Annotated in this window: 26 protein-coding genes; all 26 read left to right on the top strand. The window is 63.4% G+C overall.

The window, feature by feature from the left end; all coding sequences use genetic code 11:
* Positions 1-202 precede the first annotated feature (202 nt).
* The 26 genes from rpsJ to rpsM all read left to right on the top strand — a co-directional run bounded on the left by rpsJ (position 203) and on the right by rpsM (position 14275).
* Positions 203-511, top strand: coding sequence for a 30S ribosomal protein S10 (gene rpsJ, locus LTH96_RS09000; protein WP_022871716.1), 309 nt, complete (start codon positions 203-205; stop codon positions 509-511).
* Between the two features lie 21 nt (positions 512-532).
* Positions 533-1195, top strand: a complete 663-nt coding sequence (gene rplC / locus LTH96_RS08995) for a 50S ribosomal protein L3 (protein WP_241465386.1) — start codon at positions 533-535, stop codon at positions 1193-1195.
* 5 nt (positions 1196-1200) lie between these two features.
* Complete coding sequence (gene rplD / locus LTH96_RS08990; RefSeq protein WP_106121922.1) at positions 1201-1815, top strand: 50S ribosomal protein L4; 615 nt, start codon at positions 1201-1203, stop codon at positions 1813-1815.
* Positions 1812-2120, top strand: coding sequence for a 50S ribosomal protein L23 (gene rplW, locus LTH96_RS08985; RefSeq protein WP_106121796.1), 309 nt, complete (start codon positions 1812-1814; stop codon positions 2118-2120). Before rplD ends, rplW begins: the two co-directional genes overlap by 4 nt.
* Before the next feature lie 37 nt (positions 2121-2157).
* The gene (rplB, locus tag LTH96_RS08980; protein WP_241465385.1) at positions 2158-2994 is read left to right on the top strand and encodes a 50S ribosomal protein L2; all 837 of its coding nucleotides are present in this window, start codon (positions 2158-2160) and stop codon (positions 2992-2994) included.
* A 12-nt stretch (positions 2995-3006) separates the two neighbouring features.
* Positions 3007-3288 (top strand): 30S ribosomal protein S19, encoded by a 282-nt coding sequence (rpsS, locus tag LTH96_RS08975; RefSeq protein WP_036473245.1) that lies wholly within the window; start codon positions 3007-3009, stop codon positions 3286-3288.
* Between the two features lie 68 nt (positions 3289-3356).
* Entirely contained in the window at positions 3357-3722 is a 366-nt protein-coding gene (gene rplV / locus LTH96_RS08970; RefSeq protein WP_036473246.1) for a 50S ribosomal protein L22, read from the top strand.
* Positions 3722-4540, top strand: coding sequence for a 30S ribosomal protein S3 (gene rpsC / locus LTH96_RS08965; protein WP_241465384.1), 819 nt, complete (start codon positions 3722-3724; stop codon positions 4538-4540). The genes rplV and rpsC overlap by 1 nt, the downstream gene beginning before the upstream one ends.
* Positions 4540-4956: a 50S ribosomal protein L16 gene (gene rplP / locus LTH96_RS08960; RefSeq protein ID WP_036473248.1), complete on the top strand. Its 417-nt coding sequence runs from the start codon at positions 4540-4542 to the stop codon at positions 4954-4956. The genes rpsC and rplP overlap by 1 nt, the downstream gene beginning before the upstream one ends.
* Before the next feature lie 2 nt (positions 4957-4958).
* Entirely contained in the window at positions 4959-5246 is a 288-nt protein-coding gene (gene rpmC, locus LTH96_RS08955; protein WP_106121797.1) for a 50S ribosomal protein L29, read from the top strand.
* 2 nt (positions 5247-5248) lie between these two features.
* Positions 5249-5521 carry a 30S ribosomal protein S17 gene (gene rpsQ, locus LTH96_RS08950; protein WP_106121798.1) on the top strand — a complete coding sequence of 91 codons (273 nt, stop codon included), beginning with the start codon at positions 5249-5251 and terminating at the stop codon, positions 5519-5521.
* A 423-nt stretch (positions 5522-5944) separates the two neighbouring features.
* Positions 5945-6316: a 50S ribosomal protein L14 gene (gene rplN, locus LTH96_RS08945; protein WP_036473253.1), complete on the top strand. Its 372-nt coding sequence runs from the start codon at positions 5945-5947 to the stop codon at positions 6314-6316.
* Positions 6317-6319: 3 nt separating this feature from the next.
* Positions 6320-6655 (top strand): 50S ribosomal protein L24, encoded by a 336-nt coding sequence (gene rplX / locus LTH96_RS08940; protein ID WP_241465383.1) that lies wholly within the window; start codon positions 6320-6322, stop codon positions 6653-6655.
* Positions 6655-7230 carry a 50S ribosomal protein L5 gene (rplE, locus tag LTH96_RS08935; protein ID WP_036473255.1) on the top strand — a complete coding sequence of 192 codons (576 nt, stop codon included), beginning with the start codon at positions 6655-6657 and terminating at the stop codon, positions 7228-7230. Before rplX ends, rplE begins: the two co-directional genes overlap by 1 nt.
* A 114-nt stretch (positions 7231-7344) precedes the next feature.
* Positions 7345-7743 (top strand): 30S ribosomal protein S8, encoded by a 399-nt coding sequence (gene rpsH / locus LTH96_RS08930; protein ID WP_036473257.1) that lies wholly within the window; start codon positions 7345-7347, stop codon positions 7741-7743.
* 20 nt (positions 7744-7763) lie between these two features.
* Positions 7764-8300, top strand: a complete 537-nt coding sequence (rplF, locus tag LTH96_RS08925) for a 50S ribosomal protein L6 (protein WP_241465382.1) — start codon at positions 7764-7766, stop codon at positions 8298-8300.
* 3 nt (positions 8301-8303) lie between these two features.
* On the top strand, positions 8304-8675 hold the full coding sequence (gene rplR / locus LTH96_RS08920; protein ID WP_106121803.1) for a 50S ribosomal protein L18: 372 nt from the start codon (positions 8304-8306) through the stop codon (positions 8673-8675).
* Entirely contained in the window at positions 8672-9433 is a 762-nt protein-coding gene (rpsE, locus tag LTH96_RS08915; protein ID WP_241465381.1) for a 30S ribosomal protein S5, read from the top strand. Before rplR ends, rpsE begins: the two co-directional genes overlap by 4 nt.
* Positions 9430-9666: a 50S ribosomal protein L30 gene (rpmD, locus tag LTH96_RS08910; RefSeq protein WP_241465380.1), complete on the top strand. Its 237-nt coding sequence runs from the start codon at positions 9430-9432 to the stop codon at positions 9664-9666. Before rpsE ends, rpmD begins: the two co-directional genes overlap by 4 nt.
* Positions 9667-9668: 2 nt before the next feature.
* Positions 9669-10163, top strand: coding sequence for a 50S ribosomal protein L15 (gene rplO / locus LTH96_RS08905; protein ID WP_241465379.1), 495 nt, complete (start codon positions 9669-9671; stop codon positions 10161-10163).
* Between the two features lie 162 nt (positions 10164-10325).
* Positions 10326-11633: a preprotein translocase subunit SecY gene (secY, locus tag LTH96_RS08900; protein WP_241465378.1), complete on the top strand. Its 1308-nt coding sequence runs from the start codon at positions 10326-10328 to the stop codon at positions 11631-11633.
* Positions 11630-12199, top strand: coding sequence for an adenylate kinase (locus tag LTH96_RS08895; RefSeq protein ID WP_241465377.1), 570 nt, complete (start codon positions 11630-11632; stop codon positions 12197-12199). Before secY ends, LTH96_RS08895 begins: the two co-directional genes overlap by 4 nt.
* Positions 12196-13038 (top strand): type I methionyl aminopeptidase, encoded by an 843-nt coding sequence (map, locus tag LTH96_RS08890; protein ID WP_241465572.1) that lies wholly within the window; start codon positions 12196-12198, stop codon positions 13036-13038. The genes LTH96_RS08895 and map overlap by 4 nt, the downstream gene beginning before the upstream one ends.
* A gap of 253 nt (positions 13039-13291) precedes the next feature.
* A complete protein-coding gene (gene infA / locus LTH96_RS08885; RefSeq protein WP_036473267.1) occupies positions 13292-13513 on the top strand; it encodes a translation initiation factor IF-1 in 222 nt (73 codons plus the stop codon).
* 62 nt (positions 13514-13575) lie between these two features.
* A complete protein-coding gene (gene rpmJ / locus LTH96_RS08880) occupies positions 13576-13692 on the top strand; it encodes a 50S ribosomal protein L36 (RefSeq protein WP_036473268.1) in 117 nt (38 codons plus the stop codon).
* Between the two features lie 214 nt (positions 13693-13906).
* Positions 13907-14275 carry a 30S ribosomal protein S13 gene (gene rpsM / locus LTH96_RS08875; RefSeq protein ID WP_241465376.1) on the top strand — a complete coding sequence of 123 codons (369 nt, stop codon included), beginning with the start codon at positions 13907-13909 and terminating at the stop codon, positions 14273-14275.
* Positions 14276-14298: the final 23 nt, after the last annotated feature.

The following is a 14298-nucleotide window of genomic DNA, read 5'->3' as shown; positions in this document are numbered from 1 at the left end:
GTGCATCAGCTTCGTGATCGTCAGACTCGGGAGACCGAGCAGATCGTGTTGCAGGTGCGCAGCCCATAACTGCAGAAGGTCAGTACCGCCTGTGCCCGCGAGGGACCAGCGCTGAATGCCTCTCTGGGAGCCCCATGGCTCCGTCACAGTCTTGGGCTGCGACGTAAGACGAATGTCAGAACACCAGAAAGAGGCTCAACGCATGGCGGGACAGAAAATCCGCATCCGGCTGAAGTCGTATGACCACGAAGTCATCGACACCTCGGCCCGGAAGATCGTCGACACGGTCACACGTGCTGGTGCAACGGTTGTCGGCCCAGTGCCGCTGCCCACCGAGAAGAACGTGTACGCCGTGATCCGGTCTCCCCACAAGTACAAAGACTCTCGCGAGCACTTCGAGATGCGCACCCACAAGCGCCTGATCGACATCGTGGATCCGACGCCCAAGGCTGTCGATTCCCTGATGCGACTCGACCTGCCTGCAGACGTCAATATCGAGATCAAGCTCTAGCAGGGAGGTGCTGAGAACACTATGACCAATATTTCCCGCGTTGAACTGAACGTCAAGGGGCTGCTGGGCACGAAGCTCGGCATGACCCAGGTCTGGGACGAGAACAACCTTCTCATCCCAGTCACTGTTGTCCAGGCCGACTCCAACGTCGTGACCCAGATCCGCACCACCGACAGCGACGGCTACAACTCCGTCCAGATCGGCTTCGGACGCATCGATCCCCGCAAGGTGACCAAGCCGCTGGCAGGCCACTTTGAGAAGGCCGGCGTGACTCCACGCCGCCACGTCGTGGAGATCCGCACCGGTGACTCGGGCTCGTATGAGCTCGGCCAGGACCTCACCGTCGAGTCTTTCGAGACCGGCCAGAAGGTCGATGTCATCGGCAAGACCAAGGGCAAAGGCTTCGCCGGCGTCATGAAGCGTCATGGCTTCGCTGGTGTGGGCGCCTCGCACGGTTCCCACAAGAACCACCGCAAGCCAGGCTCCATCGGCGGCGCATCCACTCCGGGTCGCGTCTTCAAGGGTCTGCGCATGGCAGGTCGGATGGGCGGCGTCCGTCAGACCACCCACAACCTGACCGTCCACGCAGTGGACCCCGAGAAGAACCTGCTGCTCATCAAGGGTGCCCTTCCGGGTGCTCGCGGCCAGGTCGTCCTGGTCCGCACCGCAGTGAAGGGAGCATGATCCACATGGCCAACAAGGTTTCTGTCGACTTCCCCGCCGAAGTATTCGACGCCAAGACCAATGTCGCGCTGATCCACCAGGTGGTCGTCGCACAACGGGCCGCGGCTCGCCAGGGCACCCACAAGACCAAGACTCGTGCAGAGGTCTCCGGCACCGGCGCCAAGCCGTTCCGGCAGAAGGGCACAGGTCGTGCTCGTCAGGGTTCGCTGCGCGGACCGCACATGGTCGGCGGTGGCGTGGTCCACGGACCGCAGCCACGCGACTACTCCCAGCGCACGCCCAAGAAGATGAAGGCCGCCGCCCTGCGCGGTGCCCTCTCTGACCGGGCACGCAACGACCGCATCATCGTCGTGGATGCACTGGTCACCGACCAGGCGTCGACGAAGGCGGCCAAGGCTGCACTGGCAGGTCTCGGCGGAGCGAACCGCAACTGGCTGGTCGTGCTCGACCGCAGCGATGACATCGCCGCGCTGTCGACCCGCAACCTGCCGCACGTCCACACCCTGTATGCCGATCAGCTGAACACCTACGACGTCATCGTCTCCGATGACATCGTGTTCACGCAGGCCGGCTATGACGCCTTCCTGGCACAGGGAACTGCGAAGGAGGAGACCAAGTGAGCGTCCTTACCAGCAAGGACCCGCGCGACGTCGTCATCGCACCCGTCGTGTCGGAAAAGTCCTACAGCCTCATCGATGAGGGCAAGTTCACCTTCCTGGTGGACCCCCGGGCCACGAAGTCCGAGATCAAATACGCGGTGGAGAAGATCTTCTCCGTGCGTGTCGACTCGGTCAACACCATCAACCGAGCTGGCAAGCGCAAGCGCACCAAGTTCGGATGGGGCTCACGCACCGGCACGAAGCGGGCGATCATCACCCTCAAAGAGGGACACAACATTGACATCTTCGGAGGATCCGCAGCCTGATCGGCTGATCGGAACCACTTGATCGAGGAAGAAGAATATGGCTATCCGTAACCTCAAGCCGAACACACCGGGCCAACGCGGCTCGTCTGTGGCCGACTTTGCAGAGATCACCCGGGACACCCCGGAGAAGTCCTTGCTGCGTCCGCTGTCCAAGACTGGCGGCCGAAACAGCTCGGGCAAGATCACCACACGTCACAAGGGTGGTGGCCACAAGCGCCAGTACCGTGTGATCGATTTCCGTCGCGCAGACAAGGACGGCGTGCCGGCGAAGGTCGCTCACATCGAGTATGACCCGAACCGCACCGCTCGTATCGCGCTGCTGCACTTCATCGATGGCACCAAGCGCTACATCCTGGCTCCGGCCAAGCTGGAGCAGGGTGCTGCCGTGGAGTCCGGCCCCAACGCTGACATCAAGCCAGGCAACAACCTGCCGCTGCGCAACATCCCACTCGGCACCGTGGTGCACGCGGTGGAGCTGCGGCCAGCAGGCGGCGCCAAGCTCGGCCGCTCCGCAGGTGCAGGCATCCAGCTGGTGGCCCGCGAGGGCAAGTTCGCCCAGCTGCGTCTGCCCTCCGGCGAGGTCCGCAACGTCGACGTGCGCTGCCGTGCGACCATCGGCGCCGTGGGCAACGCCGAGCAGTCCAACATCAACTGGGGCAAGGCTGGACGCATGCGCTGGAAGGGCGTTCGTCCGACCGTCCGCGGTGTTGTGATGAACCCGGTCGACCACCCGCACGGTGGTGGCGAAGGCAAGACCTCCGGCGGTCGTCATCCGGTCAACCCGAATGGCAAGCCGGAAGGGCGCACCCGCCGTCCGAACAAGGCAAGCGACAAGCTCATCGTGCGTCGCCGTCGTACCAAGAACAAGCGATAGGAGCCTGGAGACATGCCACGCAGCTTGAAGAAGGGCCCCTTCGTAGATCAGCACCTGTACCTCAAGGTCGTCGCTGAGAACGAAAAGGGCACCAAGAATGTCATCAAGACATGGTCCCGCCGTTCCATGATCATCCCCGACATGCTCGGCCACACTCTGGCTGTGCACGACGGACGCAAGCACATCCCCGTGTTCATCACTGAGTCGATGGTCGGGCACAAGCTCGGCGAGTTCGCTCCGACGCGTACATTCCGCGGCCATGTGAAGGACGACAAGAAGGGCAAGCGCCGCTGATCGCTTCCTCATCCGAGGAACGATCTGCGAGCTTGTACTTCGTGTCACAAGACGAGAGAAGGAAAGCAATGGAAGCCAAGGCAATTGCGCGCTACCTGCGTGTGACGCCTATGAAGGCCCGGCGCGTCGTCGACCTTGTCCGCGGCAAGCAGGCCAACGAAGCACTGGCAATTCTGAAGTTCGCCCCTCAGGGCGCTACAGAGCCGGTGGCCAAGGTGGTCGCTTCTGCGCTGGCGAATGCTCGCCAGCACGCAGACAAGGAAGGAGTCGCCTTTAACGAGGACGCCTTCTTCATCACCGAGGCACGCGTCGACGAAGGCCCGACCATGAAGCGGTTCCGACCCAGGGCTCAAGGCCGGGCGTTCCGCATCAACAAGCGCACCAGCCACGTGACCATCGTGGTCGGCGCCGAAGAGAAAGGTGGGGATCAGTAGTGGGACAGAAGATCAACCCCAATGGTTTCCGTCTGGGCATCACCACTGACCACGTTTCGCACTGGTACGCCGACTCGACCAAGGCCGGTCAGCGATACAAGGACTTCGTGAAAGAGGATGTCCAGATTCGGGAACTCCTGGCCAAGTCCGTGGAGCGCGCCGGCATCTCGAAGGTTGAGATCGAGCGCACCCGCGATCGTGTTCGTGTGGATATCCACACTGCGCGGCCAGGCATCGTCATCGGTCGCCGCGGCGCCGAGGCGGACCGGATCCGCAGCGAGCTGGAGAAGCTCACCGCCAAGCAGATCCAGCTGAACATCCTCGAGGTCAAGAGCCCCGAGACCGATGCTCAGCTGGTCGCCCAGGGTGTGGCCGAGCAGCTCGCGGCTCGTGTGGCCTTCCGCCGCGCGATGAAGAAGGCCATCACCTCGGCGATGCGTTCAGGGGCAAAGGGTATTCGTATCCAGTGCGCCGGTCGCCTCGGCGGTGCAGAGATGTCCCGCTCCGAGTTCTACCGCGAAGGTCGCGTTCCGCTGCACACCCTGCGCGCGAACATCGACTTCGGCAAGCACGAGGCCAAGACCACCTTCGGCCGCATCGGTGTGAAGGTCTGGGTCTACAAGGGCGATCTCACCGCCAAGGAACTCGCCGCCCAGCAGGCTGCACAGCCTTCCGGTCGCGGTGGAGCCCGTGGTGGTCGTGGTGGACCCCGTGGTGGAGGCGAAGAGCGTCGTCGTCGTGGCCCAGGCCGCGGTCGCGAAGCCGGTGCCCAGGCACCCGCCGAAGCCGGATCTGGTGCTGAAGGAGGGCAGAGCTGATGTTGATGCCCCGCCGAGTCAAGTACCGCAAGCCGCACCGGCCCAAGCGCCGCGGGCGGGCCAAGGGTGGAACCGAGCTCGCCTTCGGCGAGTACGGCATCCAGGCCCTTGATCCCGCCTACGTGACGAACCGCCAGATCGAATCTGCGCGTATCGCCATGACCCGCCACATCAAGCGTGGCGGCAAGGTCTGGATCAACATCTACCCGGACCAGCCGCTGACGAAGAAGCCTGCCGAGGTCCGCATGGGCTCCGGCAAGGGTTCTCCCGAGTGGTGGATCGCCAACGTCAAGCCCGGACGCATCATGTTCGAGCTGTCCGGTGTCACGGAGGAAGTCGCCAAAGAGGCGCTCCGCCTGGCAATCCACAAGCTGCCCATGAGGGCACGCGTGATCAGCCGAGAGAGTGGTGAGTGACAATGGCAGTTGGAACCAAAGAGCTGACCGTTGAGAAGCTCGCAGAGATGGACTCAGCAGGCCTGTCAGAGGCGCTGCGCTCTTCCAAGGAAGAGCTGTTCAACCTCCGCTTCCAGTCCGCCACCGGCCAGCTGGAGAGCTCCAGCCGGTTGAAGGACATCAAGCGCGACATCGCCCGGATCTACACCGTGGTGCGTGAGCGGGAGCTGGGCATTCGCGAGAATGTCGATGCCGCCGCGGACTCCTCGGATTCGGCTGATGAGCAGAACGAGAAGAAGACTGAGGACTGAGCATGAGTGAAGCAACTGCAGAGACCCGCAATGACCGCAAGACCCTGCGTGGCGTCGTCGTCTCCGACAAGATGAATAAAACCATCGTCGTCGAGGTCGAGGACCGTCGCAAGCATGGTCTGTACGGCAAGATCATGAAGCGGCACACGAAGTTCATGGCACACGATGAGAACGAGCAGGCAGGTGTCGGCGACACCGTGGTGATCGCCGAGACCCGTCCGCTGTCCGCAGCCAAGCGCTGGCGGCTGGCCGAGATCGTCGAAAAGGCAGAGTGATTCCGGTGCTCCGGGATCGGCGCAGCAGCTGCTGCCGCTGACGCCGGAGCACCGAGAGCGCCTGCGTGCCTCCGAGGGCCCGACTGCTGCACCCCAGGGTGCGGGAGTTGGGCCCTCGGTGTATCTCGTGTAGGATATTGAGGCTGTGCGCCCTTTTAGATGAGGCTATCCACCTCAAAGGACAGCGCACGTCCCCGAAAGGGCCCCTCGGGGCCCCGGGAAACGCCGCCTCGGCCATGCATTCAGCTGCCCGTCCCGTGAGGGACGGAGAGTGTGTGGGTAAGCGGCCAGGGGACTTGTCAGGTAAGTCGGACCACATGCCCGAAGCGGTTTGATCGCCGCGTGAAGGTGTCCGACTCAGGCTAGAAGTTCCGCAAGGCTCGGCACGAGTCCGAGAACCAGTGAGACGACAGGAGAAAACAAGTGATTCAACAGGAATCGCGGCTCAAGATCGCCGATAACACCGGTGCCAAGGAAGTCCTTGTCATCCGTGTCCTCGGTGGATCCGGACGCCGCTATGCAGGTATCGGCGACACATTCGTCGCCACCGTCAAGGACGCAATTCCGGGCGGCAACGTCAAGAAGGGCGACGTCATCAAGGCTGTTGTCGTGCGCACCAAGAAGAAGATCCGTCGCAACGACGGGTCATACATCAGCTTCGACGAGAACGCTGCTGTGATCCTCAAGGGTGAGACTCCTGAACCGCGCGGAACCCGTATCTTCGGGCCCGTCGGTCGCGAGCTGCGCGAGAAGAAGTTCATGAAGATCGTCTCGCTCGCCCCGGAGGTGCTCTGACTCATGGCCAAGATCAAGAAGGACGACCTCGTCCAGATCCTCACCGGCAAAGACAAGGGCAAGCAGGGCAAGGTCCTGCAGGTCCTGCCTCAGAAGGAACGCGTCCTCGTAGAGGGCGTCAACCGCGTGAAGCGTCACCTCCGTGCCGGCCAGTTCGGCAGCACCGAGGGCGGCATCGTGGAGTCTGAGGCTGCTATCCACATCTCCAACGTCGCTGTGGTTGACCCCGAGACGGGCAAGCCCACTCGCGTCGGCTACCGGCAGGAGACCGTGGAGCGTGATGGCGTCAGCAAGACCGTGCGCATCCGCTTCGCCAAAGCTTCCGGAAAGGACCTGTGATGACTGAGGTTCAGAGCGAGACTGAGAAGACCACCCCACGGCTCAAGGGCAAGTACCGCGCGGAGATCCGCTCCACGCTGCAGGAAGAGTTTGGATACTCCAACGTCATGGAGGTCCCCGGCCTGGTCAAGGTCGTGGTCAACATGGGCGTCGGCGAGGCAGCTCGCGATTCCAAGCTCATCCAGGGCGCCATCGAGGACCTGACCAAGATCACCGGTCAGAAGCCCAAGGTGACTCGCGCTCGGAAGTCCATCGCTCAGTTCAAGCTGCGCGAAGGACAGCCGATCGGCACGCACACCACGCTGCGTGGCGACCGCATGTGGGAGTTTGTGGACCGCCTGGTGACCCTCGCACTGCCCCGTATCCGCGATTTCCGCGGACTCAGCGGCAAGCAGTTCGACGGCAACGGCAACTACACCTTCGGTCTGACCGAACAGTCGGTGTTCCACGAGATCGATCAGGACAAGATCGATCGCCCTCGCGGCATGGACATCACTGTGGTGACCACCGCGAAGACTGATGAGGAAGGCCGCGCGCTGCTCAAGGCGCTGGGCTTCCCCTTCAAGACCGAATAACAGTAACTACGCCGCAGGTCCTTTCACCAAAGGTTCCGAACCCCCCGACTCACCTCGGGGGATCGAGTTCCTTCGGAGATCTGAAACCACGGCGAGGAAGGGCAGAAGCCCCTCATGACAATGACTGACCCAGTTGCAGACATGCTGACACGTCTGCGCAATGCCAACTCGGCTTTCCACGATCAGGTCTCGATGCCAAGCTCCAAGCTGAAGGTTCGCTTGGCTGACATCCTGAAGGCGGAAGGCTACATCTCCGAATGGCGCGAAGAGGAGGCCGAGGTCGGCAAGACCCTGGCCATCGACCTCAAGTTCGGCCCGAACCGTGAGCGTTCGATCGCCGGCCTGCGCCGCATCTCCAAGCCCGGTCTCCGGGTGTACGCGAAGTCCACCAACCTCCCGCACGTTCTGGGCGGCCTCGGCATCGCGATCCTGTCCACGTCCTCCGGTCTCCTCACTGACCGGCAGGCAGCCAAGAAGGGTGTAGGTGGGGAAGTCCTCGCCTACGTCTGGTAACCGGAAGGAGTCGAAGCACTATGTCACGCATCGGTCGTCTTCCGATCACCATCCCTGCCGGCGTCGAGGTCAAGCTGGAAGGTCGCCAGGTCTCCGTCAAGGGGCCCAAGGGCGAACTCTCCCGCACTCTTGCCGAAGGCATCACCGTCTCAGAAGAGGACGGCACCCTTACGGTGTCCCGTCCCAACGATGAGCGCGAATCGCGTTCACTCCACGGCCTGACCCGCACCCTGATCAACAACATGATCATCGGTGTCACCGAGGGCTACTCCAAGAAGCTCGAGATCGTCGGCACCGGTTACCGTGTGCTGGCCAAGGGCTCCGACCTGGAGTTCGCACTCGGCTACTCGCACCCCGTTCCGGTGAAGGCCCCTGAGGGCATCACCTTCGAGGTTGCGACCGCCACCAAGCTGGCTGTCAGCGGGATCGACAAGCAGCAGGTCGGCGAGGTCGCCGCCAACATCCGCAAACTGCGCAGGCCTGACCCGTACAAGGGCAAGGGCGTGCGTTACGAGGGCGAGCAGGTTCGCCGCAAGGCTGGAAAGGCAGGTAAGTAAACCATGGCTATTGGTATCAAGGGCAAGTCCAAATCCGCTGCCCGCGGCCGCCGCCACCTCCGCCTGCGCAAGAAGCTCAACGGTTCCGCTGAGCGTCCGCGCCTGGTGGTCAACCGCTCTGCTCGTCACATGGTCGCTCAGGTCGTCAACGACCTCGAGGGCACGACCCTGGTCTCCGCCACCACTATGGAGGCAGACCTGCGCAGCTTCGACGGCGACAAGACCGCCAAGGCGAAGAAGGTCGGCGAAATGGTCGCTGAGCGCGCCAAGGCAGCCGGCATCGACGCTGTGGTCTTCGACCGCGGCGGCAACAAGTACCACGGTCGCGTGGCCGCCGTCGCCGACGGCGCCCGGGAAGGTGGTCTGAAGCTGTGAGTGAGAACGCAAACAACCCTGAGAAGGACTCGTCTGTGACTGAGGCCAAGGAAACCGCCGCCCCCGAGACTGCACCGCAGACTCAGGCCGCCGGCGAGAACAGCAATGCTGCTCGCGGTGAGCGCGGCGGCCGCGGTGACAACCGCGGCGCTCGTGGTGGTCGCAGCGAAGGCGGCGGCCGCGGCGGTCGTGGTGGTCGTGGCGGGCGCGAAGAGGAGAAGGACAAGTTCCTCGAGCGCGTCGTGACCATCAACCGAGTGTCGAAGGTCGTCAAGGGCGGTCGTCGCTTCAGCTTCACCGCCCTGGTCATCGTCGGAGACGGCGACGGCCTGGTCGGCGTCGGCTACGGCAAGGCCAAGGAAGTCCCGGCTGCCATCGCCAAGGGTGTGGAAGAGGCCAAGAAGAGCTTCTTCCGCGTCCCGCGCGTCGGCTCCACCATCCCGCACCTGGTCAAGGGTGAGGATGCTGCCGGTGTCGTCCTGCTTCGTCCGGCCGCACCGGGTACCGGTGTGATCGCCGGCGGTCCGGTCCGCGCAGTCCTGGAATGCGCAGGCATTCACGACGTGCTGACCAAGTCCATGGGCTCGGTGAACGCCATCAACATCGTTCACGGCACCATCGACGCCCTCAAGCAGCTCGAAGAGCCCGAAGCCGTGGCAGCACGCCGCGGCAAGGCTCTCGACGAGATCGCACCGGCCCGGATGCTGCGCACGATGGCGGCTGACCGCGAAGCCCGTGCACAGAAGGCAGGTGCATGACTTTGCGCAGTACCGTCAACTACAACACCGCGCGGAACCTGAAGATCGGTGAGCACAAGCTCACCGTGACCCAGGTGAAGTCCCTGATCGGCGCCAACCCCAAGCACCGCGAGACTGTTCGCTCGCTCGGCCTGAAGCGGATCGGCCACACCGTGGTCCGTGACGCAGACGCCGTGACCGTGGGCATGCTCAACAGTGTGAAGCATCTAGTGAAGGCTGAGGAGGCGAACTAAGGATGCCAGAGAACACCGCTGCAGAATCCAACGTCCTCAAGGTCCACGATCTGCGTCCAGCACGCGGCGCCAAGAAGTCCCGCACCCGTGTGGGACGTGGTGAAGCCTCCAAGGGCAAGACCGCAGGCCGTGGTACCAAGGGCACGAAGGCCCGTTACCAGGTCCGCGCCGGCTTCGAGGGTGGTCAGCTTCCGCTGTACATGCGCCTTCCGAAGCTGCGCGGCTTCAAGAACCCGTTCCGCGTGGAGTACTCGCCGGTCAACCTGACCAAGCTCGGCGAGATGTTCCCCGAGGGCGGCGACGTCACTGCTGATGACCTCATCGCCAAGGGGGCTGCTCGCAAGGGCCGCCCGGTGAAGGTCCTCGGCTCCGGTGAGATCTCTGTCGCCGTGTCCGTGAAGGCTCACGCCTTCTCGGCCAGCGCCGAAGAGAAGATCAAGGCTGCCGGTGGTTCCACCGAGCAGCTGGCGCTGAAGGCTGCTTCCAAGCAGGCCTGATCGGCTCATCAATGATCAAGACCCCCGTGGTTCCCACGGGGGTCTTGTCATATCCGGGCCGACTCCGGCCGCAGGATTCTTTCCCCGTGCGCACCGCGCGTTAGTATGACTGACTGTGTGGCCGAAGGCCGCGCAACGGCAATTCACGCATCAGGAGGCCGCTTGTTCAGCGCGATCGCAAGGGTGTTCAAGACACCCGACCTGCGTCGAAAGATCTGGTTCACCATCGCGATCATCGCGATCTACCGCATCGGCGCATTCATCCCGGCACCCGGGGTGGACTACTCAGCAGTGCAGCAATGTCTGGCACTGGGGACCACTGAGGGCGGCCTCTATTCCTTCGTGAACATGTTCTCCGGCGGGGCCATGCTCCAGGTGTCCATCTTCGCGCTCGGGATCATGCCCTACATCACCGCGGCCATCATCGTGCAGCTGCTGCGCGTGGTCATCCCGCGGTTCGAGAACCTCCAGCGGGAGGGTGCGCAGGGGCAGTCCAAGCTGACCCAGTACACGCGCTACCTCACCATCGCGCTGGCCCTGCTCAACGCCACCACCCTGGTCTCCATGGCCCGCACCGGTGCGCTGCTGGGCTGCGACATCCCGATCATCACCAACGACGTGCTTCCGGTCGTGCTGCTGATGATCCTGGCCATGGTCACCGGTGTCGCGCTGATCATGTGGCTCGGCGAGCAGATCACCGAGCGCGGCGTCGGCAACGGCATGTCCATCCTGATCTTCGTCTCCATCGCCGCCGGGTTCCCCGGCGCCATGGGCGAGATCTGGACCACCCAGGGCTGGCGGACCTTCGGCATGGTGATGCTCATCGGTCTGGTCACCATCGCCGCCGTGGTCTTCGTGGAGCAGTCCCAGCGTCGCGTGCCGGTCCAGTACGCCAAGCGCCAGGTGGGCCGCCGCACGGTCGGCGGGACCTCCACCTACATCCCGATCAAGGTCAACATGGCCGGCGTCATCCCGGTCATCTTCGCCTCCTCGGTCCTGATGCTCCCCTCGGTGCTGGCCCAGTTCAACCAGCCCGGTCCCGGTGAGGAGCCCTCGGCCTTCATCCAGTTCATCCAGACGTACTTCGTGGGCGGAACGCACCCGCTCTACATGGCCGCGTTCTTCATGATGACCATCTTCTTCACCTACTTCTACGTGACCATCACGTTCAACCCGAACGAGGTCGCCGAGAACATGCGCAAGTTCGGCGGGTTCATCCCCGGAATCCGCGCGGGCAAGCCCACCGAGAGCTATCTCGCCTACGTGATCTCCCGGATCACCTTCCCCGGCGCGCTCTACCTGGGCCTGATCGCGCTGATCCCGCTGATCGCCTTCGTCCTGATCGGGGCGAACCAGAACTTCCCGTTCGGCGGCACCTCGATCCTCATCATGGTCGGCGTCGGGCTGACCACGGTCAAACAGATCAACGCACAGATGGAACAACGAAACTATGAAGGGTTGCTGCGATGACGCGCATGTTGATAGTTGGACCGGCCGGTTCAGGCAAGGGAACCCAGTCGAAGCGGATCTCCGAGGACCTTGGCATCGTCGCCATCTCCACCGGTGACATCTTTCGGGTGAACATCAAGGAGCAGACCGAGCTCGGACGCGAGGCGCAGGGCTATGTCGACGCCGGCGACCTCGTCCCGGACTCGGTCACCAACCGGATGGTCGAAGATCGACTCACCTGGAAGGATGCGGAGAACGGATTCCTGCTCGATGGCTACCCGCGAAACCGGACGCAGGTCGCCGCGCTCGATGAGATGCTCTCGCGTCTGGATGTGAGCCTCGATGTGGTGCTGGAGCTCACGGCTGACCGCGAGGAGCTGATCACTCGGCTGAAGAAGCGCGCAGAGATCGAAGGCCGGGAGGACGACGCCGACGAGGGCGCCATCCGCCGTCGGCTGGAGATCTTCGAATCCGAGACCGCGCCGATGATCGCTGAATATGACTCCCGCGGGCTCGTGCGCCGCGTCGACGGGCTGGGCCCCATGGACGAGGTCAACTCACGCATCATGGAAGCACTGAAGTCCTGATGTTCTCGCGCAGCCGGACCGAGCTGAAGTCGGAGCAGCAGCTGCGTCATATGGCCGCGGCGGGCGCGATCCTCAACGAGGCCCTGGAGGCCACGCTGGCGACGGCCGTGCCGGGCGTGACCACCGGGGAGCTCAACGACGTGTTCGCCGAGGTCATCACCGCCCGCGGCGCGAAGCCCAACTTCTTGAACTACCACGGGTTCCCCGGCTACATCTGTGCCTCGGTCAACGAAGAGGTCGTCCACGGGATACCGGGGGAGCGGGTCCTGCAGCCCGGGGACGTGCTCAAGATCGACGGCGGCTGCATCATCGAAGGCTGGCACTCCGACTCGGCCCGCACCCGGATCCTGGGGTCCTCCCAGGACGGCACCGCGGACCCTGAGGACGAACGGCTCTCGGCGATCACGGAGGCGGCCATGTGGCGGGGGATTGCGGCATTCGCGACCGCCAAGAGCACCGGCGAGATCGGCGAGGCGATCGAGGACTACGTCTCGGCCCAGCCCGGCAGGAAGCTCGGGATCCTGGAGGACTACGTGGGCCACGGCATCGGATCGCAGATGCACATGCCCCCGGATGTGTTCAACTACTCCACCGGCATGAAGGGCGCCAAGATCCGCCCCGGCATGGCGCTGGCCATCGAGCCGATGCTCACCCGCGGCGGCATCGAGACCGAGGTGCTCGACGATGACTGGACGGTGGTCACCAGCGATCGCTCCCGCGCAAGCCAGTGGGAGCACTCGGTGGCACGTCATGAGGACGGGATCTGGGTGCTGACCGCCGCAGACGGCGGGGCCGCGGCGCTCGCGCCGTTGGGCGTGACACCGGTGCCGCTTCCTTAGCGCCCGAGCAGAGTGGGCGCGGCGACGTCAGATGAGTCGTCGCCCTCTCTGAACTGAAGTTGTCCAGGGCGGAACCGTCCTGTAGGCTGTACTGCTGGTTGTCTCTGTCGTTCTGCATGCCTGCATACTGTGCCGGCATGCATGATGCAGAGGCGCCGCAGCAATCGAATCAGACCCCTCGGTCATCTGGAACTGCACTGCGCCGCAGTGTGGGCTTCGGAGGGCTCGGGGTCGCGAACGGTATGTGGAGCATATGGGTAAAAAAGAAGGCGTCATCGAAGTAGAGGGCCGGGTTTCTGAAGCCCTGCCGAATGCAATGTTCCGCGTGCGTCTGGAGAACGAGCACGTCGTCCTCGCGACCATTTCGGGCAAGATGCGCCAGCACTACATTCGCATCCTCCCCGAGGACCGCGTAGTGGTGGAGATGAGCCCGTATGACCTCAACCGTGGGCGCATCGTCTACCGCTACAAGTGAGTAGCCGAACGCGTCGGTCAACGTAAAAAACTGTCGCACGCGACCGAATAAGAGGAGAACCCATGAAGGTTCAGCCGAGCGTGAAGCAGATCTGCACTGACTGCAAAGTCATCCGCCGCAGCGGCGTGATCCGTGTGATCTGCAAGTCGAACCCACGCCACAAGCAGCGCCAGGGCTGAGTCCTTCACTTACATCACGTAAGTGAGGGCGCACCCGCGCTGGACAGCTCACATCATATGCAGTGCAGCCCGTCACTGAGCTGGACGAGCACACCCCCGGTTTCCGAAGGCCGGGGACCCGCTGATGACATCACCTCCGATGTCGGACCGTTCAGGTCCCAGAGGGAATTGCACTGCTTGAGACCTTCGGAAGAGAACAAGGAGGACTGCCACTGTGGCACGTCTGGCAGGTGTAGACATCCCGCGCGAAAAGCGCACGGTGATCGCACTCACTTATATCTACGGCGTTGGGCGCACCAGCGCCGAAGCAGCCGTTGAAGCAATCGGTATCGAAGCAGGTACCCGCGTGAAGGATCTGACTGACGATCAGCTGATCTCTCTGCGTGACTACATCGAGAGCAATCTCACCGTCGAGGGTGACCTTCGTCGTGAGGTCGCTGCTGACATTCGCCGCAAGGTGGAGATCGGCTCTTACGAAGGTATCCGCCACCGTCGCGGCCTTCCGGTCCGCGGTCAGCGCACCAAGACCAACGCTCGTACCCGCAAGGGCTCGAAGAAGACCGTCGCAGGTAAGAAGAAGTAGTTCAGCAGCGCAGGCTCACACCG

It is taken from the genome of Nesterenkonia sp. LB17 (genome assembly GCF_022565915.1).
In the GTDB taxonomy this organism is placed as follows: domain Bacteria; phylum Actinomycetota; class Actinomycetes; order Actinomycetales; family Micrococcaceae; genus Nesterenkonia.
Note: the sequence above shows the minus strand (reverse complement) of the source record. Positions and strands in the feature narration are given on the sequence as shown.